Raw genomic sequence first — 19,649 nt, 5'->3', positions numbered from 1 at the left:
TTCATGAGCAATTATGTTATCGCCATCGATGGTGGAGGGACGAGTTGCCGGGCGGCGCTGGCCGATCGGCATGGCCGGGTGCTGGGGCGCGGCACGCGCGGCGCCGCCAACATCTTTTCCCGCTCCGACGCCATTGCCGACAGCATCCTCGCCGCATCCACCGCGGCCCTCGAAGATGCGGGGCTCGAGCCCGCTCTCCTGTCGCAGATTCCCGCTTTCTTCGGCCTTGCCGGCCTCAATGTCGGCATGCGCCAGGAGACACTGGCCGCAGCTCTGCCGTTTCCCGACACGCGTTTCGTGCATGACGGCATCATCGCCCTCCAGGGGGCGTTGGGCGATGCCGAGGGCGTGATCGCCATTCTCGGCACGGGCTCGGCCTATGTGGCCCGCAAGGGCGGGGAGATCCGCAGCATCGGCGGTTGGGGCTTCATGGTCGGCGATCAGGCAAGCGGCGCGGTCATCGGGCGCACGCTCCTGCAGCAGGTGCTGCTCGCCCATGACGGGATCCATCCGCTGACGCCGCTCGGCCGCGCGGTGCTGGAGCGCTTCGACGGCAATCCGGAGAACGTCGTCGAATTCACCCTGTCGGCCAAGCCTGCCGATTACGGCGCCCATGCGCCGATGATCTTCGAGTTCGATGCGAGCGGCGATCCGCTGGCGCGCAGGATCCTCGACGACGCCGTGCGCGACATCACCGAAGCGCTCGATGCGGTGGTGTTCGAGGGCTGCGAGCGGCTCTGCCTGCTCGGCGGCCTCGGCGAGAATTATGGCAGGCGGCTGGCACCGCGCCATCGCGCTATCCTGCGCGCGCCGGAGGGCGACGCACTCGCCGGGGCCGTCCAGCTCGCAAGGCGTGCCTTCCTGGCGCAGTCAGAGGGAGCGGAGAACGGATGAACGCCGTCGATCTCTTCAAGCCGGACCGCGTGGCGGCCATGGGCCCGGGGCCGCTCTACATGCGCCTGCGCCGCTTGCTGGAAGAGGCCATCGCGGCCGGTGTGCTGAAAGAGGGCGAGGCGCTGCCGACGGAGCGCGACATCGCCGACCTTGCCGATCTGAGCCGCGTCACGGTGCGCCGCGCGGTGGACGATCTGGTCAAGCAGGGCCGGCTGATCCGCCGTCACGGCTCGGGAACCTTCGTCGCGCCCTCCGTGTCGCGCGTCGAGCAGTCGCTGTCCCTGCTGACTTCCTTCACCGAGGACATGGCGCGGCGCGGCCTGTCGGCCCGCTCCGAATGGCTGGAGCGCGTCGTCGTCGCCCCGTCGCCCGACGAGATGATGGTGCTGGGCCTGTCGGTCGGTGACAAAGTGTCCCGCCTGGAGCGCCTGCGCATCGCCGACGACGTGCCGATGGCGATCGAGCGCGCCTCGATCATCGGCGCCTTCCTGCCGGACCCCCAGTCGGTGACGGAATCCCTCTATGACGCGCTGGAAAAGCGCTCCGCCCGGCCGAGCCGCGCCACCCAGCGCATCTCGGCGCGCAATGTCGACGAGCGCGAGGCGGCGCTCCTCAAGGTCGCGCCCGGCGAGGCCGCCCTCTATATCGAGCGCGTCTCCTACCTGCCCAACGGCAGGGTCATCGAATTCACCCGCTCCATCTATCGCGGCGACGCCTATGATTTCGTCGCCGAACTGAAGATACCCGAGCACTGACAAACGAAGCATTGGACCCAACGGCATGACCTCTCAGGCAGTTACCGGCGCGCGTATCTTCGACGGCGAAAAGTGGCATGACGGCCACGCGCTCCTCGTCGAGGACGGCAAGGTTGCGGGTCTCGTCCCGGATGCCTCCCTGGCGCCCGGGCAGGCGGTGCGCAAGGCTGCCGGCACGGTCATCGTGCCGGGGTTCGTCGACCTGCAGGTCAATGGCGGCGGCGGCGTGCTGCTCGACGGGCAGAGCGGGGTCGGCGGGCTGGAAACGATCTGCCGGGCGCATGCCAGGTTCGGCACCACCGGGCTCCTGCCGACGCTGATCACCGATACGAAGGAGGGAACGGCCGCGACGATCGCCGCCGGCATCGAGGCGGCGCGGTCCGGCGTTCCCGGCTTCCTCGGCCTGCATCTCGAAGGCCCGCATCTGTCGCTGGCCAGAAAGGGCGCGCACGACCCGTCGCTGATCCGCCCCATGACCGATGAGGATCTCGCCGCCCTGATCGAGGCGCAACGGCATCTGCCGGTGCTGATGGTGACGCTGGCCCCCGAAAACGTGACCGTCGAGCAGGTCCAGGCCCTCACCGCCGGCGGTGTCCGGGTCAGCCTCGGCCACACCGATACGGATTGCCGCACGGCGCTCGCCTATGCGGATGCCGGCGCATCCCTCGTCACCCATCTCTTCAATGCCATGAGCCCGCTCGGCCACCGCGAGCCGGGGCTGGTCGGCGCGGCGCTCGAAAGCGGCAGCTTGTGGACCGGGATCATCGCCGACGGCATCCATGTCGATCCGGTGGCCATGCGCGCCGTGCTCAAGGCCAAGACGGGCCCGGCGCGCATCTTCGCCGTCACCGACGCGATGTCGACCATCGGCACCGATCTGACCTCCTTCACCCTCAACGGCCGCACCATCGAGCGGCGTGACGGGCGGCTGACGCTCGCCGACGGCACGCTTGCCGGCGCCGATATCGACATGATCTCGACCGTCGCCAATCTGCATCGCTCGGTCGGCCTGCCGCTCGAGGAGGCGCTGCGCATGGCAAGCCTCTATCCCGCCGAGGCGATCGGCCTGGACGGCGCCAAGGGCGGCCTTTTCGCTGGCGCAGACGCGGATTTCGTCGAGCTGACGGACGCGCTCGCGGTTGCCGCCACCTGGATTGGCGGACGGGTCGTGTTCGAAGCATCGAGCGCCTGATTTTCCTGGCGAGCCGGTACCCTTTGCAGAAAATGCGATTTTCCTCTTGAAGCTCTAGTAACTAGAGATCCTACCTTGCGGCTGATGGCAGATCGCAAGGAGAAACAAGTGTCTTCGAATCAGGAAAATGCGGCCCGCGCGCTCACCTGGACGGTGAGCGGCATGGATTGCGCGAGCTGCGCCACCAAGATCCGCGGTGCGGTCGAGCGGCTGCCGGGCGTCGGCGACGTCGAGATCTCGGTGATGGCCGAGACGCTTGCGCTGTCGCTCGACGAGCGGGAGACGGCGCCCGAGGCGGTGGAGCGCACCGTCAAGCGGCTGGGCTACGGGATCGCTCCGCGCGACGTGAAGGGGCCGGTCGCGGTCGATCAGGCGGGGGAGGGAGCCTGTTGCGGCGGCCATGCCCCTGCGGGCGGTCACGATGAAGCCGAGCGGGACAAGCGCTGGTACCAGACCGGCAAGGGCCGTCTGGTGGTCGTCACCGGCTTGCTGCTTGCCGCGGCCTGGGCGATCGAACTCCTGGCTCCGGGCCCGCTTTCCCCCTGGGCCTTCACAATTGCCTGCCTGATCGGCGTTCTGCCGGTGGCGCGGCGGGCATTCGCCGCCCTTTCCGCCGGCATGCCCTTCACCATCGAGATGCTGATGACAATCGCCGCCGCCGGAGCGCTGCTCATCGGAGCGGCCGAGGAGGCGGCGCTGGTCGTCTTCCTGTTCGCCGTCGGCGAGGTGCTGGAAGGCGTTGCCGCCGACCGCGCGCGCGCCGGCATTCGCGCCCTGGGCGATCTGGTGCCGAAGACGGCTTTGCTGGAAGAGGATGGCGCCACCCGCCAGGTGCAGGCGGCCGAGCTGCGCATCGGCCAGACCGTTCTCGTTCGTCCCGGCGACCGGATTCCCGCCGACGGGGCGATTGTCGAGGGCACCGCCGGCATCGACGAGGCGCCGGTGACGGGCGAATCCGTGCCGAAGACCAAGGGCGTCGGCGAGGAGGTGTTCGCAGGCTCGATCAGCACCGATGCGCTGCTGCGCATCCGCGTCACGCGCACCCCGCAAGACAACACCATCGCCCGCATCATCCGCCTCGTGGAGGAGGCGCAGGAGGCGCGCGCGCCCACCGAACGCTTCATCGACCGCTTCAGCCGCTACTACATGCCCGCCATCGTCGGGCTGGCGGTGCTGGTGGCCCTCGTTCCGCCGCTGTTCGCGGGGGCTGCCTGGGACACCTGGATCTACCGTGCGCTGGCGCTGCTTCTCATCGGCTGCCCCTGTGCGCTTGTCATCTCCGTGCCGGCCTCGATCGCCTCGTCGCTGTCGGCCGGGGCGCGCCGCGGCCTCCTGATGAAGGGCGGGGCGGTGATCGAGGCCGCCGCGCGCACCGATCTCGTCGCCTTCGACAAGACCGGCACGCTGACGGTCGGCAGACCCATGGTCACCGACGTGTGGAGCGCCGACGGTGGTGATGAGCAAACGCTGGCGCTCGCCGCGGGGGTCGAGGCGGGCTCGAGCCATCCGCTGGCCGAGGCGATCGTCCGGCATGCCACCGCGCGCGGCATCAGGCCCAGGGCGGGGCGCGGGGCGCGCGCCATCGCCGGCCGCGGTGTGGAAGCGCAGGTCGACGGCGAGACCGCCTTTGTCGGCTCTCCGCGCTATGCCGAGGAACAAGGGGTTATGACGCCCGCTGCGAAACGGAAGATCGAGATGCTGGAAGAGGAGGGCAAGACCGTTGCCGCCGTCTTCCGCGCCGAGGCGCTGGCCGGCGTCATCGCGCTGCGCGACGAACCGCGCGAGGATGCTCGAAAGGCCGTCGAGGAGCTCTCCGCCCTCGGCGTCCGCTCCCTGATGCTGACGGGCGACAACGAGCGCACCGCGGCGGCCGTGGCCGGCGGCCTGTCGATGGAGCACCGGGCGGGCCTGCTGCCCGACGACAAGGTGGCCGCGATCCGCGAGCTCACCGGCCGGCAGGCCGTCATGATGGTCGGCGACGGCATCAACGATGCCCCGGCGCTCGCCGCCGCGCATATCGGCGTGGCGATGGGCTCGGGCACCGATGTGGCGCTGGAGACGGCCGATGCCGCGCTGCTCGGAAACCGGGTGAGGGATGTCGCCGCCCTGTTGCGGCTGGCGCGGGCGACCATGGCGAACATCCGTCAGAACATCGTCATCGCCCTTGGCCTGAAGGCGGTGTTCCTCGTCACGACGGTGCTCGGCCTCACCGGCCTGTGGATCGCCGTCATGGCGGATACGGGCGCCACCGTGCTCGTCACCCTCAACGCGCTGCGCCTCCTCGGCTTCCGCGCGGCGCGCTGATCGGTGCGGTTCCGGGCGGCTGTTCCGCGCGCCGGCGCCTTTCGGTTGCAGGAATAAACCTATGGGTTGTATCAGCCGTTTAGGCCGCGTCTTTGATGGCGAGGCACATCCATTTGATTTTAATGACGAAAAATCAGTATGCGTAATCGTTTACATCCCTAAAATTGTATAGATATCCACATAATCTATTATAGGTTGTATATCGAAAACGAATCCGCTATCGTGCAGAAGTTGTATCGAGACAGGTCGCTTTCCAGTCACCTTGGGGGTGGGAGAGTTTCAGCGGACATCTGTACGGCGCCGCGGTGATCGGAGGCCGGGAACCCGGTGGGTCCTGCCTTTGAAGAGTAGGCGTTTTGGCAGGCGCGTCTGGCGCCCTGCGACGGGCGGCGAGGCATTCGCCGCGCGAACCTGCCTTGCGCGATGAACGCGTGGCGGCAGGGCGGGGCCGGTTGTCCCATCCCTCCGGGCAGTTGCGTGCCGTTCCGGCGGCATCGTCAGTCGGGTCTCATGTTTCACCTCTTGAAGAGCGAGGCGCACAACCTATGGGTATGCACAAACAGGATGGACTTTCGTTTGCGACATTGCGGGCCGCCGAGGCGGTCATCGACACGCGCAGCCTGACGGGCGCGGCGCAGAAGCTGGGCATCAGCCAGCCTGCCGTCAGCATGCATCTCGGCCGCCTGGAGAAGGCGATCGGCACACCGCTGATCAAGAAGCTCGGCAACCGCATCATCGTCAAGGAGGAGATCTCCGGCCTGATCCGCCAGATGCTCGATCTGGAACGGCGGCTGCGCACGGTGGGCTACGAAAAGAACGTTTCCAAGCTGAAGGTCGGCGTTTGCACCTATTGTGCACCGCTCCTGCTCAGCGGCATGGGCCGTCTCGGCAAGATCAGGGAGACGGTGAGCTGGCGCATCGCCGATTCCCGTCGTCTGGAGGAGATGTACGATCTCGGCCAGATCGACGCCGTCTTTCGTGCCCTCTACCCTTCCGAGATGGGGCCGGACCTGATCGCCGACCACACTTTGCGCTGGATCGGCTCGCGCGACATCGCCGAGCAGTGGAAGCGCGCTGCAGGGGCGGTTCCCGTGGTGCTGACCAACGCGCAGTCGCCCCTCGGCATGGCCGCCCGCGAATGGCTGCGGCAGCGCCAGGTCTCCTACGACGTCCTGGGCGAGGTCGACGACATCGCCACGGCCATCCGGCTGGTGTCGTCCGGCGTCGCCGTGTCTCCGCTGCCAAGCTTCGTCTTCGACGGGCAGGTGGGCGTGCTGGGGGATTGCGTCGAGGTTCTGCCGGGCGGGCTCGAGATGCGCTACGGCATGTTCTTCGACGACAAACGCTTCAACCTGCGCATGGCGCTCGACATCTTCGAGCTGCTCCAGGGCGAATTGCATCGCATGACGCCGCCGCCGCCGGCCTTTCCCCGCCACAGCCTCGCCCATCAGTAATTCTTGGCCCTGCAACCGCCGCCGCGCAGCCTTCTGCGCGGCGTGGTCATGCCTAGAAACTGTCGTCAAAAATTCATCCGCCCGCCTCCTTCCCGTCAGGATCGCGGGAGAGATTCCGAGCCATGAACACACCGATTCACACCGCCCGTGCGGACGCCGAAGCCGATGCGCGGATCGAGGCTCTCCTGTCGCCGCAGGAGGAGGCCTCCATCGTCGATTCCCTGTTCGCCGTGGCCGGCGGGCAGGCTGCCGTGGAAGCGCGCGATGTGCTCGACCATGTGCTGTCCGTCCGCCTGCAGGCACGCCTGGCGCGCCGCATGCGCGAGGCGATCGAGCAGCCGAAAACGTCACGGAGCGCGGCATGAGCGAGACCGCCCGCCTGCTGCACATGCCGCTATTGCAGCGCCAGAAAGTCTTCCAGCTTGCGGGCCGCATCGAGCAGCGGCGGCAGAAGGATCCGCTCCATCTGCGGGCAGGTGAAGCGCGCCGACTGGGTGGAGACGTTGAGCGCCGCGACGATGCGGCCGAATTTGTCCCGCACGGGAACCGCAATCGAGCGCAGGCCGAGCTCCAGTTCCTCGTCGACGACGGCATAGCCCTGCTGGCGCGCCAGCGCCACCTTGGCGGCGAGGGCGGCCTTGTCCGTCACCGTTTTCGCAGTCTTGGCGCCGATAGACGCATGCGCGAGAAAACGGGTGAGTTCAGCCGAATCCAGGTCTGACAGCAGCACGCGGCCCATCGAGGTGCAATGGGCGGGCAGCCGCGCGCCCACATGCAGCGCCACCGAGACGATGCGCCGTCCCGCCACGCGCGCCACATAGACGACGTCCTCGCCTTCCAGAACGGCCGCCGAGCAGGATTCGCCAAGCGCCTCGGAGACCTCGCGCATGATCGGCTCGGCATAACGCCACAGAGAGGCCGAGGCGCCGCCCAGCCATGCCCGCGTCAGCGACAAGAGCCTGGCCGACAGAACGAAGCGCCGCTCCTCCTGGCGGGCGAAGCCGCTTGCCACCAGCGTGAGCAGCAGCCGGCGCGCGCCGGCGCGCGTCAGCCCGGCGGCAGCCGCCACCTCGGTCAGCGTCATGCCGCCGGGCGCTTCCGCCAGGATCTCCACCACGCCAAGCCCCTTGGCGAGCGATCCCACCAGATCGCGGCCTGCGGCTGCGGGCGGGTTTGACTCGTTTTCGATCTCCATCTAATAAGTATCACATACAATACTTATGTTCGCAATGCGAACTTTGGAGGAGGAATCATGGCGCGCTTCGTCCCGCTTCCGCAGGCGGTCGCGGACAACCTCAAGGATGGCGACAGCGTCGCCTTCGAGGGGTTCACCCATCTCATCCCGACGGCCGCCGCCCACGAGGCCATCCGCCAGGGCTTCCGCGACCTGACGCTGATCCGCATGACGCCGGATGTGGTGTACGATCAGATGATCGGCATGGGCATGGCGAGGAAGCTTGTCTTCTCCTATGCCGGCAATCCCGGCGTTGGCCTTCTGCGGCGCCTGCGCGATGCGGTGGAGAATGATTTTCCGCGCCCGATCGAGATCGAGGAGCATTCCCACGCGGCCATGGCCAATGCCTACGAAGCGGGTGCGGCGGGGCTTCCGTCGGCCATTTTCCGCGGCTATCGCGGCGCGGAGCTGGCGCATGTCAATCCGAACATCAAATTCGTCCGCTGCCCCTTCACCGGCGAGGAACTGGCGGCGGTTCCGGCGCTGCGGCCGGACGTGACCTTCATCCACGCGCAGAAGGCCGACAGGAAAGGCAACGTGCTCATCGAGGGCATCGTCGGCATCCAGAAGGAGGCGGTGCTGGCAGCGCGGCGCGCCGTGGTCACGGTGGAGGAGGTGGTGGAGGACTTTTCCGGCCTGCATCCCAATCTCACCATCCTGCCGCACTGGACCGTGGCGGCCATCGCCGTGGTGCCGGGCGGTGCCCACCCGTCCTACACGCACGGCTACTACGCCCGCGACAACGCCGAATATCTCGAATGGGACAGGATCGCCGCCGACCGCGATCTGTTCGGCGACTGGATGGAACGGAACGTGCTGCGGGCAACGCCCGAGGATTTCGCCAGGCGCGTCGAGAAGCTGAGGGTGGCCCGATGACCAAATCCGATTTCACCCCCAACGAGATGATGACCATCGCCGCCTCGCGGGCGCTGCGAAACGAGGACGTCTGCTTCGTCGGCATCGGCGCGCCGTCGGCGGCCTGCAACATCGCCCGGCTGACGCACGCGCCCGACATCACCCTGATCTACGAATCCGGCACCATCGGCACCGCGCCCGACGTGCTGCCGCTGTCGATCGGCGACGGCGAATTGTGCGACACGGCGCTCACCACCGTGCCGGTGCCGGAGATGTTCCGCTACTGGCTGCAGGGCGGGCGCATCACCATCGGCTTCCTGGGCGCGGCGCAGATCGACAGATTCGGCAACATCAACACCACCGTGGTCGGCGACTATGCCCGCCCCAAGGTGCGGCTGCCGGGCGGCGGCGGGGCGCCGGAAATCGCCTCCTCCTCGCAGGAGGTCTACATCACGCTTGCCCAGTCGAAGCGGGCGATGGTCGAGAAGATCGATTTCTACACCTCCTTCGGCCATGGCGAGGGCGGCGACCACCGCAAGCGCCTCGGCATCGACACCAAGGGTCCGACCCTGCTCATCACCGATCTTGCCGTGTGGAAGCCGGATCCCGAGACGAAGGAGTTCACCGTCGTCTCGCTGCATCCGGGCGCGACACGCGAGATGGTGCAGGAGACCTGCGGCTGGACGGTGAAGTTCGCCGAAGCCCTCGACCAGACCCCGCCACCCACCGAGCTCGAGCTTGCGACATTGCGTGACTTGAAAGCACGCACGGACAGGGCCCATAAGGGCGCATGAACTGGAGAACCCCGCATCATGGCTGAAGCCTTCATCTGCGATTACATCCGCACGCCCATCGGCCGCTTCGGCGGCGTGTTGTCCTCGGTCCGGGCCGACGATCTGGCGGCGGCGCCTATAAAGGCGCTCGTCGAGCGCAACCCGAAGGTGGACTGGGCGGCGCTCGACGACGTCTTTTATGGCTGCGCCAACCAGGCGGGCGAGGACAACCGCAACGTCGCCCGCATGGCCGTGCTCCTGGCGGGGCTTCCGATCGACGTGCCGGGCTCGACGGTCAACCGGTTGTGCGGTTCCGGCATGGATGCCGTCACCATCGCCGCGCGTGCCATCAAGGCGGGCGAGGCGGAGATCATGATCGCGGGCGGCATCGAATCCATGAGCCGCGCGCCCTTCGTCATGCCGAAGGCCGAGACCGCCTTCTCGCGCAATGCGGAGATTTACGACACCACCATCGGCTGGCGTTTCGTCAACCGGGTGCTGAAGAAGCAGTACGGCATCGATTCGATGCCCGAGACGGGCGAGAACGTGGCGGAAGAGTTCTCCGTCGGCCGTGCCGATCAGGACGCCTTCGCCGTACGCAGCCAAAACAAGGCCGTTGCCGCCCAGGAGAGCGGGCGGCTCGCCAAGGAGATCGTGCCGGTCACCATCCCGCAGCGCAAGGGCGATCCGGTCGTGGTCGACAAGGACGAGCATCCGCGCCCCGGCACCACGGTCGAATCCCTGGCCAGGCTGCCGACGCCGTTCCGCGAGGGCGGCACAGTGACGGCCGGCAACGCTTCCGGCGTCAACGATGGCGCGGCGGCCCTGATCATCGCTTCGGAGGCGGCGGCGAAGAAATATGGGCTCACCCCCATCGCCCGCATCCTCGGCGGCGCGACGGCGGGCGTTGCGCCGCGCATCATGGGCATCGGCCCGGCGCCGGCGACGCGGAAGCTTTGCGCCCGGCTCGGCCTGAAGCCGGCGGATTTCGACGTCATCGAATTGAACGAGGCCTTTGCCGCGCAGGGCATCGCGGTGCTGCGTGAGCTCGGCATTGCCGAGGATGCAGCGCATGTGAATCCCAATGGCGGTGCCATCGCGCTCGGTCATCCGCTCGGCATGTCCGGCGCCCGCATCTGTGGCACCGCGGCACTCGAACTGTCCGAGCGCGGCGGCAGGCTGGCGCTGGCGACGATGTGCATCGGCGTCGGCCAGGGCATCGCGCTGGCGATGGAGCGGGTGTAGCGCGTTATCCCGGTACGGCCAATCGCACCCGCTGGCGCTCGCCCCTCATCCTCACCTTCTCCCCGCAAACGGGGAGAAGGGGCATAGACGTCGAGGCTCGCCATTTCGACCATCCTCCTTCTCCCCGCTTGCGGGGAGAAGGTGCCGGCAGGCGGATGAGGGGCAGCGGCCGGCGGGGCGCGGTGGTGCGCGCCTGAAAAAACAATAGAGTGGTGCGACCAACGCACCCACCAGCCAGAAAAACCGGGACCCCACCCTTCAGTTCAGCGGAATGTCGTTCTCAGCCTTGCCGGCCTGGTAGGCGTCGGACAGCGCCCGATAGGCGGTGGCGAGCCGCTCTATGCGCGCCAGGGCGGGACCGGCCTCGGCCTCGGGCAGGCCGGCGGCGAGCCGGGCGATGGCAAAGCTCTTCCAGAAGGCGTTCTGGGCATTGTAGCCGCCGGGATCGAGCGTGAAGACCTCCTTCAGGATCTTCAGGTCGTGCGGAATGGCGAAGGAATCGCGCGAATCCTCGTGGCTGAAGAGATAGTAGAAATTGTCGAAGCCGGTCCAGGTGATCGCCGACAGGCACAGCGAGCAGGGCTCGTGCGTCGACAGGAAAATGCAGTCGCGAGTGTCGGGCCGTATCGCCTTCGGCATCTCGTAGAAGCGCTTCAGCGTGTGCACCTCGCCGTGCCAGAGCGGGTTTTCCAGCTCGTTGTTGGTCTCGGCCAGCACCAGCGACAGATCGCTCTTTCTCAGGATCGCCGCGCCAAAGAGTTTGTTGCCCTTGGCCACGCCATTCTCTGTCTTCGGCAGGATCTCCATCTCGACCACGTCGAGAAGGCGGTTGACCAGTGCGGCATCGGTGCTCGTCATAGCGGGTCCGGCAAGGTGATGAGATGAGGTTCGGGGAAAAAATACTCTTCGAGGTTGCCGCCGTCGCCGCCGCGGTCGACGACCAGGAACTCCTGCTCGCCGCCGATCGGCGTCAGCACGCCGTGCCACGTGCCGCGCGCATAGTTCACGCCCTGGCCGGGGCCGGTGACGAAGGCCTGCGGCATGCCGGGCTTTCCGTCCTCATCGGGGCAGACGACGACCAGGAAGGGGTTCGGCGTGAGCGGCATGAAGGCCTGGCTGCCGAGCGGGTGGCGCTCCACCATGGCGAGCCGCAGGGGAAAGTCATAGGGCTGACCGCGGAAGAGGTTGATGAGAACGCGGGCATTGTCGCCCGCGGCCTCCACTCTCGCCAGATCATGAAAGCGGCGGCACTTGCCCCCGTTGATCAGGAAGCTTTCGGCACCTTCGGTCTCGATCACGTCGCCGAAGGGGGCGAAGGCCTGGCGTGTCAGCCTCTGTGCGGCAATGCTGGTCATCGCGGGAAGAGACCCCCTGCAAGCTTGGCGTGCCGGTTCACGTCCTTGTAGAGCAGGTATCGGAAACGCCCCGGGCCGCCGGCATAGCAGGCCTGCGGGCAGAAGGCGCGCAGCCACATGAAGTCGCCGGCCTCCACCTCGACCCAATCCCGGTTGAGCCGGTAGACCGCCTTGCCCTCCAGCACGTAGAGACCGTGTTCCATCACATGGGTCTCGGCGAAGGGAATGACCGCTCCCGGCTCGAAGGTGACGACGGTCACGTGCATGTCGTGGCGCAGGTCGCCCGGGTCGACGAAACGCGTCGTCGCCCATTTGCCCTGCGTCCCCGGCATGGGCGCGGGCTCGATCTCGGCCTCGTTGACGAAGATCGGCTCCGGCGCGTCGAGACCGGGCACGGCCTCGTAGGCCTTGCGGATCCAATGGAAGCGCGCCGGTGCCGTTCCGGCGTTGCGAGCCGTCCAGCCGCTGGCCGGCGGCAGGAAAGCATAGCCGCCCGGCGTCATGAGATGAGACCGCCCGCCGAGCTCGACCGTCAACTCGCCTTCGACGACGAACAGCACGCCCTCGGCGCCCGCGTCCGGTTCCGGCCGCTCGCTGCCGCCGCCCGGCTGCACCTCCATGATGTATTGCGAAAAGGTCTCGGCAAAGCCCGACAGCGGACGGGCGATCACCCAGCACCGGCTCTTCTCCCAGAAGGGCAGGTAGCTCGTCACGATGTCCTGCATGACGCCCCTGGGCATCAGCGCATAGGCTTCCGTGAAGACGGCGCGGTCGGTGAGGAGCTGGGTTTGCGGCGGGTGGCCGCCTTGCGGTGCGTAATAGCTGCGTGCGCTCATTTGCGGGTCCTGTGTCTCACGCGGGCAGGAGGTCTTTCAACCGCAGATAGGCGATCCGCTCCACCTGCCTGCAGGCGGTGGCGAACTCCTTTTCGCGGCTGTTCTCGAGGCGCGTGCGGAACGCTTCGAGGATGCTGTCCCTGGTATTGTCCTTGACGGCGATGATGAAGGGGAAGCCGAACTTGCCGGTGTAGGCCGTGTTCAGCTCCGTGAAGCGCGCGCGCTCTTCGTCGGTCAGCGCATCGAGCCCGGCGGAGGCCTGTTCCCTGGTCGATTCCGCGGTCAGGCGCCTCGCCGCCGCCAGCTTGCCCGCAAGGTCGGGGTGGGCTGTCAACACGCCGAGACGCTCGACCTCGCTGGCCGAGCGGAAGACGCGCGCCAGTGCGTTGGCGAGGCCGCCCGCCGTGTCGTGCGCCGGGCCGAGCTCCAGCTTCGCCGCCCGTTCGGCGATCCACGGCGAATGCTCATAGATGCCGCCAAAGCGCTCGATGAATTCGGCCTCGCCCATGCGGCTCGGGCGCAGGGCCGGTGCCTGGTAGGGGTGGTGTTCGCGCCAGTGGGTGGCGATGGCGCCGCGCGTCGCTATCCACACCCGGTCATGGCCCTTCACGTAGTCGATGAAGCGCTGCAGCGCCGCCGCCCGCCCGGGCCGTCCGATCAGCCGGCAGTGAAGGCCGATGCTCATCATCGCCGGCCGTCCGGCAGCTCCCTCGGCATAGAGCGTGTCGAAGGCGTCCTTGAGATAGGCGAAGAACTGGTCGCCGGAGTTGAACCCCTGCGGGGTGGCGAAGCGCATGTCGTTGGCGTCGAGCGTGTAGGGAACGACGAGCTGCGGCCGCGTGGCATTGCCCTGGCCGTCATGATCGATCCAGTAGGGAAGGTCGTCGTCATAGGTGTCGGAAATCCAGTCGAACCCGCCTTCCTCGATGGCGAGCTTGACGGAATTGACCGAGGTGCGCCCGAGATAGAGGCCGCGCGGGCGCTCGCCCACCACCTCCGTGTGCAGGCGGATCGCTTCCAGGAGGTCCCGGCGCTCGCTCTCCTCGGAGTGCGAACGGTAGTCGATCCACTTCAGGCCGTGCGAGGCGATCTCCCAGCCGGCGTCCTGCATCGCCGCCACCTGGTCGGGGCTGCGGGCAAGGGCGGTGGCGACGCCGAATACGGTGACCGGAACCTGGGCGGCGGTGAACATGCGGTGCAGCCGCCAGAAGCCGGCCCGCGAACCGTATTCATAGATCGATTCCATGTTCCAGTGGCGCATGCCGACCCATGGGGCGGCGCCCACCACCTCCGACAGGAACGCTTCGGAAGCCTCGTCACCATGCAGAATGCAGTTCTCGCCGCCTTCCTCGTAGTTGACGACGAACTGGACGGCCACCTGCGCGCCACCCGGCCAGCGTGGGTCGGGCGGAGTCGGGCCGTAGCCGATCATGTTTCTCAGATAGCGGGTCATGCTCTCGTCCGTTGATCTTCATTGCCAAAGATAGTCGAAGGAATAGGGTGGGCACTTTGCCGAAAAATTTGAAAGTCTTTTGTTATCGATCTGCCGCGCAGCCCCTTATGCTCGCAAAGGATTTGCCGCACAATCGAGCCGATGACGAAAGAAGGAAGGGAGGCCGCATGAGCAATGCGGGCGAGGGTCGCCTGACGACCCATGTGTTGGATACGGCCAGTGGAAGCCCGGCCGCCGGGATGGAAATCGCGCTCTACCGCATCGAAGGCGAGGGCCGTACCCACGTCAAGACGGTAAGGACCAATGGCGACGGGCGTTGCGATGCGCCGCTGCTCGAGGGTTCGGCGTTCCAGATCGGTCAGTACGAGCTGGTGTTCGAGGTGGGCAATTATCTGCGTGCGCAGCACGTGAGGCTGCCGGCACCGGCCTTTCTGGACCAGGTTCCCATTCGCTTCGGGATGGCGGAAAAGGCCCATTATCACGTGCCTCTGCTTGTCTCGCCCTACGGCTACTCCACTTACAGGGGAAGCTGATGAAAACACGCGACGAAATCCGCTTCCTGCTGAACGGCGAGGCGGTCGCCCTGCGCGATGTGAAGCCGGACGAGACCCTGCTCGACCATCTGCGGCTCCAGCGCCGCCTGACCGGCACCAAGGAAGGCTGCGCGGAAGGCGATTGCGGCGCCTGCACGGTGCTGGTGGGGCGCCTGCAGGCGGGCGGGCTCGTCTATGAAAGCGTCAATGCCTGCATCCGCTTTGTGGGCTCGCTCGACGGCTGTCACGTCGTGACGGTGGAGCATCTCAAGCGGCCGGACGGCGGGCTGCACCCGGTTCAGCAGGCCATGGTGGATTATCACGGCTCGCAATGCGGGTTCTGCACGCCCGGCTTCGTCATGTCCCTCTACGCGCTGTGGATGCGCGAGCCGCAGCCTTCCGACAGGGCCATCGAGAAGGCTCTGCAGGGCAATCTCTGCCGCTGCACCGGGTACGAGCCGATCGTGCGGGCGGCGCACGCGATCTCGAGCTACGGCGATGCGTCGGCCGACCCGCTGAAAGCCGAACGGGATGCCGTGACCAAAAGCCTTGTCGCCATGAAGGACGGCGCACGGGTCGAGATCGGTTCGGGCGGGGAGCGCCTCGTCGTGCCCGCCAGCCTCGACGATCTGGCGGCCGTGCTCGAGGCCGAACCCAAGGCGACCATCGTCGCCGGGGCGACCGATGTCGGCTTATGGGTGACGAAGCTCATGCGCGACATCGCGCCGGTCGTCTTCATCGGCGGATTGGACGAATTGCACGGGATCGAGGAGGACGGGAACGTGATCCGCATCGGTGCCGGCGTCAGCTACACCGAAGCTTTCGCATTGCTTGCCCGGCGCATCCCGCCGCTCGCAGACCTGATCGATCGCATCGGCGGCGAGCAGGTCCGCAACATGGGAACCATCGGCGGCAACATCGCCAACGGTTCGCCCATCGGCGACACGCCGCCGCCGCTGATCGCCCTCGGCGCGACGCTGACGCTGCGCAAGGGCGGTGCACGGCGCACGATCCCGCTGGAGGATTTCTTCATCGACTACGGCAAGCAGGACCGCGCCCCTGGCGAATTCGTGGAGGCGGTCAACGTGCCCGTTCCCGGTGCTGAAACCCGGTTTGAAGTCTGGAAGATCTCCAAGCGTCGCGACGAGGACATCACGGCGGTGCTCGGCGCCTTCAACATCGCCATCGCCGATGGAAAAGTCGCGTCGGCGCGCATTGCCTATGGCGGCATGGCGGCGACGCCGAAGCGGGCGAAGGCGGTGGAGGCGGCGCTTGTCGGCAAGCCCTGGACGGCCGAGAGCATCGAGGGTGCGCTGTCGGCATTCGAGGAGGACTACAAGCCGATCACCGACATGCGGGCCTCGGCGGATTATCGTATGCTCGCCGCCAGAAACCTCCTTCGGCGCTTCTTCCTGGACGGCGTCGCGGGCCATGTGCCCCTCCAGGTTTCCCGATACGAGGCGGCGTGATCATGACCAAGCACGAAGCACTGGATCTTGCCAAAGCGAAGATCACCGGCGGTGTTGCCGCGGACCAGAGACACGATTCCGCGCACAAGCATGTCACCGGAGAGGCGGCGTATATCGACGATATGCCGGAGCCGGCCGGCACGTTGCACGCCTGCCTCGGCCTGTCGCAGGCCGCCCATGGCGCGATCCTGTCCATGAACCTCGAGGCCGTCCGGGCGGCCCCCGGCGTGGTCGATGTGCTGACGGCGGAAGACCTGCCGGGAGCAAACGACATCAGCCCTTCCGGGCTGCATGACGAACCGGTCCTTGCCGCCGACAAGGTGCAGTTTTTCGGTCAGCCGATCTTCGCAGTCATTGCGCAGACGCGCGAGGCGGCGCGGCGTGCCTGCCGCCTGGCAAAGGTCGAGTATGCCGAGGAGCCGGCGCTGATCGATATCGGCGACGCGCCGGCTGGCGCGAAGCTCGTCACCAAGCCGTTGAAGCTCCAACGCGGCAGCGCCGAGGAAGCGATCGCCAACGCACCGCGGCGGATCAAGGGCCGGATGCGCGTCGGCGGGCAGGATCATTTCTACCTGGAGGGCCAGATCGCCTTTGCCATGCCGGGGGAGGATGGCGACGTCACCGTCCATTCCTCGACGCAGCATCCGAGCGAAGTGCAGCACATGGTCGCCCATGTGCTGGGGGTGGCTTCCCACGCCGTCACCGTCGAAGTGCGCAGGATGGGCGGCGGCTTTGGCGGCAAGGAAACGCAGGGCAATCAGTTCGCGGCCATCGCGGCGGTGGCGGCCAAGCGCCTCAACCGTCCGGTCAAGATCCGGCCGGATCGCGACGACGACATGACCGCCACCGGAAAGCGGCACGATTTCCTGATCGACTATGAAGTCGGCTTCGACGACGACGGCAACATCCTGGGCACCGATTTCACTTATGCGGCGCGCTGCGGCTTTTCATCGGACCTGTCCGGTCCGGTCACCGACCGCGCGCTGTTCCACTGCGACAACGCCTACTATTACCCGGCGGTTCGCGCCGTCTCGGCGCCGCTCTACACGAACACGGTCTCGAACACCGCCTTCCGCGGTTTCGGCGGCCCGCAGGGCATGGTCGGCGCGGAACGCATCATCGACGAGGTCGCCTTCGCGGTGGGCAAGGATCCGCTGGAGATCCGCAAGAAGAATATCTACGGGACCACGGCGCGCAACGTCACGCCTTACCACCAGACGGTGGAGGACAACGTGATCGCGCGCATCGTCGAGGAGCTGGAGCAGAGCGCGGACTACGGGAAGCGCAGGCGCCAGATCGAGGCCTTCAACGCCAACAGCCCGATCGTCAAACGCGGTCTGGCGCTGACGCCTGTCAAGTTCGGCATCTCCTTCACCGCCACCCATTTCAATCAGGCGGGCGCCCTCGTGCATGTCTATACGGACGGTTCCGTGCATCTCAATCACGGCGGCACGGAGATGGGGCAGGGCCTTTACGTGAAGGTGGCGCAGGTGGTGGCCGAGGAGTTCCAGATCGACATCGACCAGGTGAAGATCACGGCGACGACCACCGGCAAGGTGCCGAACACCTCGGCGACGGCGGCGTCCTCCGGCTCCGATCTCAACGGGATGGCGGCACAGAACGCGGCACAGCAGATCAAGGGCCGGCTGGTGGATTTCGCCGCCGGACACTACGAGGTTCCGAAGGACCAGGTCGTCTTCCTGCCCGGACGTGTCCGCGTCGGCAACCAGGAAATTCCCTTCGCCGATCTGATCAAGCAGGCCTACATGGCCCGCGTGCAGCTCTCCGCGGCCGGCTTCTACAAGACGCCGAAGATCCATTGGGACCGCGAGAAGGGTCGCGGCCATCCCTTTTATTATTTCGCCTATGGGGCCGCCTGCGCCGAGGTCTCGGTCGACACGCTGACCGGCGAATACATGGTCGAGCGGGTGGATATCCTGCACGAGACCGGCCGGTCTTTGAACCGGGTCATCGACCTCGGCCAGATCGAGGGCGGCTTCATCCAGGGCATGGGCTGGCTGACGACGGAGGAACTGATCTGGGACGACAAGGGGCGGCTGCGCACGCATGCCCCGTCGACCTACAAGATCCCGCTCGCCTCGGACCGGCCGAAGGTGTTCAACGTCACGCTCGCGGACTGGTCCGAGAATGCGGAGCCGACCGTACACCGCTCGAAGGCGGTGGGAGAGCCACCCTTCATGCTCGGCATGTCGGTGCTGCACGCCTTGTCCGACGCGGTGGCGAGTGTGGCCGGTCATCGGATCTGCCCGCGCCTCGATGCGCCGGCGACGCCCGAGCGCGTGCTGATGGCGGTGGAGCGGCTGCGGGCGGCGCGGTAGCGCCGCCGGTTCCAGTGGTGCGATCCCAACAGATGGTACCCATCTGTTGGGAAAAATCGCCCCACCAGATCAATAGCTTGTGGGCTGACTTGTCGAAACAGATGGGTACCATCTGTTTCGGTCAGGCCACTAGATCGGTTCATCGTTTCATGGAAACGCTGTCCCGTTCCATCTCTTTATTTTTCCGCATTTATGCGGTCGTCAGGTGATTTCACCTGACTGCAAAATGCTTTAGGGACTGCGGATGTCATGAGTGCGATTGCCACACGCCTGAAAGCCTTTCTGGAGGCTGTGCCCGCAGCGGCGCTGGTGGAGGTGCGCCGGGCTCGGGGCTCGACGCCACGCGAGGAAGGCGCCTGGATGCTCGTCGCGCCGGATAGGACGCTGGGCACGATCGGGGGCGGGCAGCTCGAATTCCTGGCGATCGACAAGGCGCGCGAGCTGATCGCCGACAACATCGCCGAGGGAACGCTCGACATTCCGCTCGGCCCCGAGATCGGTCAATGTTGCGGAGGGCGCGTGGCGCTCGAGATCGGCATCGTCGATGCAGATATGCAGCGCGACCTCGAGCGGCGGGCGGAGGCGGCCGATCTGGCGCGGCCTGAGGCTCTTCTCTTCGGCGGCGGGCATGTGGGGCACGCCCTTGCCTCCGCGCTCGCCCTGCTGCCGGTGCGGGTGAGCGTGATCGAGACGCGCAAGGAGGCTCTCGAAGGTCTTCCGGACGATGTCGAGACGCGCCTCACGGCCCTGCCCGAGGAAGCCGTGCGGGAAGCACCGCCCGGCAGCGCCTTCGTCGTCCTGACCCACGACCATGCGCTCGATTTCATGATCACCGCGGAGGCCCTCGCGCGGCAGGATGCAGCCTATGTCGGGATGATCGGCTCGAAGACCAAGCGCGCGACCTTCAGAAGCTGGTTCCTGAAGAACGGGGGTGACGAGACGCGGTTCGCGCGGCTCG

Annotated in this window: 18 protein-coding genes; 13 read left to right on the top strand and 5 right to left on the bottom strand. The window is 66.9% G+C overall.

Translation table 11 applies throughout. The features are described from left to right. Window positions 1-3: 3 nt before the first annotated feature. The 6 genes from NUU27_RS08325 to NUU27_RS08300 all read left to right on the top strand — a co-directional run bounded on the left by NUU27_RS08325 (window position 4) and on the right by NUU27_RS08300 (window position 6,964). A complete protein-coding gene (locus NUU27_RS08325) occupies window positions 4-894 on the top strand; it encodes an N-acetylglucosamine kinase (RefSeq protein ID WP_257761626.1) in 891 nt (296 codons plus the stop codon). Continuing rightward, the gene (locus NUU27_RS08320; RefSeq protein WP_257761625.1) at window positions 891-1,649 is read left to right on the top strand and encodes a GntR family transcriptional regulator; all 759 of its coding nucleotides are present in this window, start codon (window positions 891-893) and stop codon (window positions 1,647-1,649) included. The genes NUU27_RS08325 and NUU27_RS08320 overlap by 4 nt, the downstream gene beginning before the upstream one ends. A 25-nt stretch (window positions 1,650-1,674) precedes the next feature. Further along, window positions 1,675-2,841: an N-acetylglucosamine-6-phosphate deacetylase gene (nagA, locus tag NUU27_RS08315; RefSeq protein WP_257761624.1), complete on the top strand. Its 1,167-nt coding sequence runs from the start codon at window positions 1,675-1,677 to the stop codon at window positions 2,839-2,841. A gap of 108 nt (window positions 2,842-2,949) precedes the next feature. Then, a complete protein-coding gene (locus NUU27_RS08310) occupies window positions 2,950-5,145 on the top strand; it encodes a heavy metal translocating P-type ATPase (RefSeq protein ID WP_257761623.1) in 2,196 nt (731 codons plus the stop codon). Window positions 5,146-5,690: 545 nt separating this feature from the next. Continuing rightward, window positions 5,691-6,599 (top strand): LysR family transcriptional regulator, encoded by a 909-nt coding sequence (locus NUU27_RS08305; protein WP_257761622.1) that lies wholly within the window; start codon window positions 5,691-5,693, stop codon window positions 6,597-6,599. A 122-nt stretch (window positions 6,600-6,721) separates the two neighbouring features. Next, a complete protein-coding gene (locus tag NUU27_RS08300) occupies window positions 6,722-6,964 on the top strand; it encodes a hypothetical protein (RefSeq protein ID WP_257761621.1) in 243 nt (80 codons plus the stop codon). Window positions 6,965-6,993: 29 nt separating this feature from the next. Here the strand turns inward: NUU27_RS08300 and NUU27_RS08295 are convergent, their stop codons facing one another. Continuing rightward, window positions 6,994-7,794, bottom strand: coding sequence for an IclR family transcriptional regulator C-terminal domain-containing protein (locus NUU27_RS08295; protein WP_257761620.1), 801 nt, complete (start codon window positions 7,792-7,794; stop codon window positions 6,994-6,996). 57 nt (window positions 7,795-7,851) lie between these two features. Between NUU27_RS08295 and NUU27_RS08290 the strand changes: the two genes are divergently transcribed. The 3 genes from NUU27_RS08290 to pcaF are packed head-to-tail and all read left to right on the top strand — an operon-like array spanning window position 7,852 to window position 10,706. Beyond that, window positions 7,852-8,709, top strand: a complete 858-nt coding sequence (locus NUU27_RS08290; protein WP_257761619.1) for a CoA transferase subunit A — start codon at window positions 7,852-7,854, stop codon at window positions 8,707-8,709. After that, the gene (locus tag NUU27_RS08285) at window positions 8,706-9,482 is read left to right on the top strand and encodes a CoA-transferase subunit beta (protein WP_257761618.1); all 777 of its coding nucleotides are present in this window, start codon (window positions 8,706-8,708) and stop codon (window positions 9,480-9,482) included. The genes NUU27_RS08290 and NUU27_RS08285 overlap by 4 nt, the downstream gene beginning before the upstream one ends. Before the next feature lie 18 nt (window positions 9,483-9,500). Beyond that, window positions 9,501-10,706: a 3-oxoadipyl-CoA thiolase gene (gene pcaF / locus NUU27_RS08280; protein WP_257761617.1), complete on the top strand. Its 1,206-nt coding sequence runs from the start codon at window positions 9,501-9,503 to the stop codon at window positions 10,704-10,706. 258 nt (window positions 10,707-10,964) lie between these two features. On the opposite strand, the gene NUU27_RS08275 is transcribed toward pcaF, so the two are convergent. From NUU27_RS08275 to puuE, 4 genes are read right to left on the bottom strand one after another with little or no spacing between them, the layout of a single operon-like run. Next, on the bottom strand, window positions 10,965-11,564 hold the full coding sequence (locus tag NUU27_RS08275; protein WP_257761616.1) for a nucleoside deaminase: 600 nt from the start codon (window positions 11,562-11,564) through the stop codon (window positions 10,965-10,967). Continuing rightward, the gene (locus NUU27_RS08270; protein WP_257761615.1) at window positions 11,561-12,061 is read right to left on the bottom strand and encodes an ureidoglycolate lyase; all 501 of its coding nucleotides are present in this window, start codon (window positions 12,059-12,061) and stop codon (window positions 11,561-11,563) included. The genes NUU27_RS08275 and NUU27_RS08270 overlap by 4 nt, the downstream gene beginning before the upstream one ends. Further along, window positions 12,058-12,897 (bottom strand): bifunctional allantoicase/(S)-ureidoglycine aminohydrolase, encoded by an 840-nt coding sequence (locus tag NUU27_RS08265; protein ID WP_257761614.1) that lies wholly within the window; start codon window positions 12,895-12,897, stop codon window positions 12,058-12,060. Before NUU27_RS08265 ends, NUU27_RS08270 begins: the two co-directional genes overlap by 4 nt. Window positions 12,898-12,913: 16 nt before the next feature. Next, entirely contained in the window at window positions 12,914-14,350 is a 1,437-nt protein-coding gene (gene puuE / locus NUU27_RS08260) for an allantoinase PuuE (RefSeq protein ID WP_257761613.1), read from the bottom strand. 167 nt (window positions 14,351-14,517) lie between these two features. On the opposite strand from puuE, the gene uraH reads away from it, so the two are divergent. From uraH to xdhC, 4 genes are all read left to right on the top strand, one after another. Continuing rightward, window positions 14,518-14,883, top strand: coding sequence for a hydroxyisourate hydrolase (gene uraH / locus NUU27_RS08255; RefSeq protein WP_257761612.1), 366 nt, complete (start codon window positions 14,518-14,520; stop codon window positions 14,881-14,883). Continuing rightward, complete coding sequence (gene xdhA / locus NUU27_RS08250) at window positions 14,883-16,352, top strand: xanthine dehydrogenase small subunit (protein WP_257761611.1); 1,470 nt, start codon at window positions 14,883-14,885, stop codon at window positions 16,350-16,352. Before uraH ends, xdhA begins: the two co-directional genes overlap by 1 nt. Window positions 16,353-16,354: 2 nt before the next feature. Further along, window positions 16,355-18,691 (top strand): xanthine dehydrogenase molybdopterin binding subunit, encoded by a 2,337-nt coding sequence (xdhB, locus tag NUU27_RS08245; protein WP_257761610.1) that lies wholly within the window; start codon window positions 16,355-16,357, stop codon window positions 18,689-18,691. A 249-nt stretch (window positions 18,692-18,940) separates the two neighbouring features. Continuing rightward, window positions 18,941-19,649: xanthine dehydrogenase accessory protein XdhC (gene xdhC, locus NUU27_RS08240; protein WP_257761609.1), on the top strand; the 709-nt coding region annotated here is incomplete at its 3' end.

The sequence above is a fragment of the Nitratireductor sp. ZSWI3 genome (genome assembly GCF_024655565.1).
Taxonomy (GTDB): domain Bacteria; phylum Pseudomonadota; class Alphaproteobacteria; order Rhizobiales; family Rhizobiaceae; genus Nitratireductor.
Note: the sequence above shows the minus strand (reverse complement) of the source record. Positions and strands in the feature narration are given on the sequence as shown.

What these genes read in the sequence shown, in the direction of transcription:
- NUU27_RS08325 (WP_257761626.1), top strand. Translation starts at nt 4, where the DNA reads ATGAGCAATTATGTTATCGCCATCGATGGTGGAGGGACGAGTTGCCGG.
- NUU27_RS08320 (WP_257761625.1), top strand. Translation starts at nt 891, where the DNA reads ATGAACGCCGTCGATCTCTTCAAGCCGGACCGCGTGGCGGCCATGGGC.
- nagA (WP_257761624.1), top strand. Translation starts at nt 1,675, where the DNA reads ATGACCTCTCAGGCAGTTACCGGCGCGCGTATCTTCGACGGCGAAAAG.
- NUU27_RS08305 (WP_257761622.1), top strand. Translation starts at nt 5,691, where the DNA reads ATGGGTATGCACAAACAGGATGGACTTTCGTTTGCGACATTGCGGGCC.
- NUU27_RS08300 (WP_257761621.1), top strand. Translation starts at nt 6,722, where the DNA reads ATGAACACACCGATTCACACCGCCCGTGCGGACGCCGAAGCCGATGCG.
- NUU27_RS08295 (WP_257761620.1), bottom strand. Translation starts at nt 7,794, where the DNA reads ATGGAGATCGAAAACGAGTCAAACCCGCCCGCAGCCGCAGGCCGCGAT.
- NUU27_RS08290 (WP_257761619.1), top strand. Translation starts at nt 7,852, where the DNA reads ATGGCGCGCTTCGTCCCGCTTCCGCAGGCGGTCGCGGACAACCTCAAG.
- NUU27_RS08285 (WP_257761618.1), top strand. Translation starts at nt 8,706, where the DNA reads ATGACCAAATCCGATTTCACCCCCAACGAGATGATGACCATCGCCGCC.
- pcaF (WP_257761617.1), top strand. Translation starts at nt 9,501, where the DNA reads ATGGCTGAAGCCTTCATCTGCGATTACATCCGCACGCCCATCGGCCGC.
- NUU27_RS08275 (WP_257761616.1), bottom strand. Translation starts at nt 11,564, where the DNA reads ATGACGAGCACCGATGCCGCACTGGTCAACCGCCTTCTCGACGTGGTC.
- NUU27_RS08270 (WP_257761615.1), bottom strand. Translation starts at nt 12,061, where the DNA reads ATGACCAGCATTGCCGCACAGAGGCTGACACGCCAGGCCTTCGCCCCC.
- NUU27_RS08265 (WP_257761614.1), bottom strand. Translation starts at nt 12,897, where the DNA reads ATGAGCGCACGCAGCTATTACGCACCGCAAGGCGGCCACCCGCCGCAA.
- puuE (WP_257761613.1), bottom strand. Translation starts at nt 14,350, where the DNA reads ATGACCCGCTATCTGAGAAACATGATCGGCTACGGCCCGACTCCGCCC.
- uraH (WP_257761612.1), top strand. Translation starts at nt 14,518, where the DNA reads ATGAGCAATGCGGGCGAGGGTCGCCTGACGACCCATGTGTTGGATACG.
- xdhA (WP_257761611.1), top strand. Translation starts at nt 14,883, where the DNA reads ATGAAAACACGCGACGAAATCCGCTTCCTGCTGAACGGCGAGGCGGTC.
- xdhB (WP_257761610.1), top strand. Translation starts at nt 16,355, where the DNA reads ATGACCAAGCACGAAGCACTGGATCTTGCCAAAGCGAAGATCACCGGC.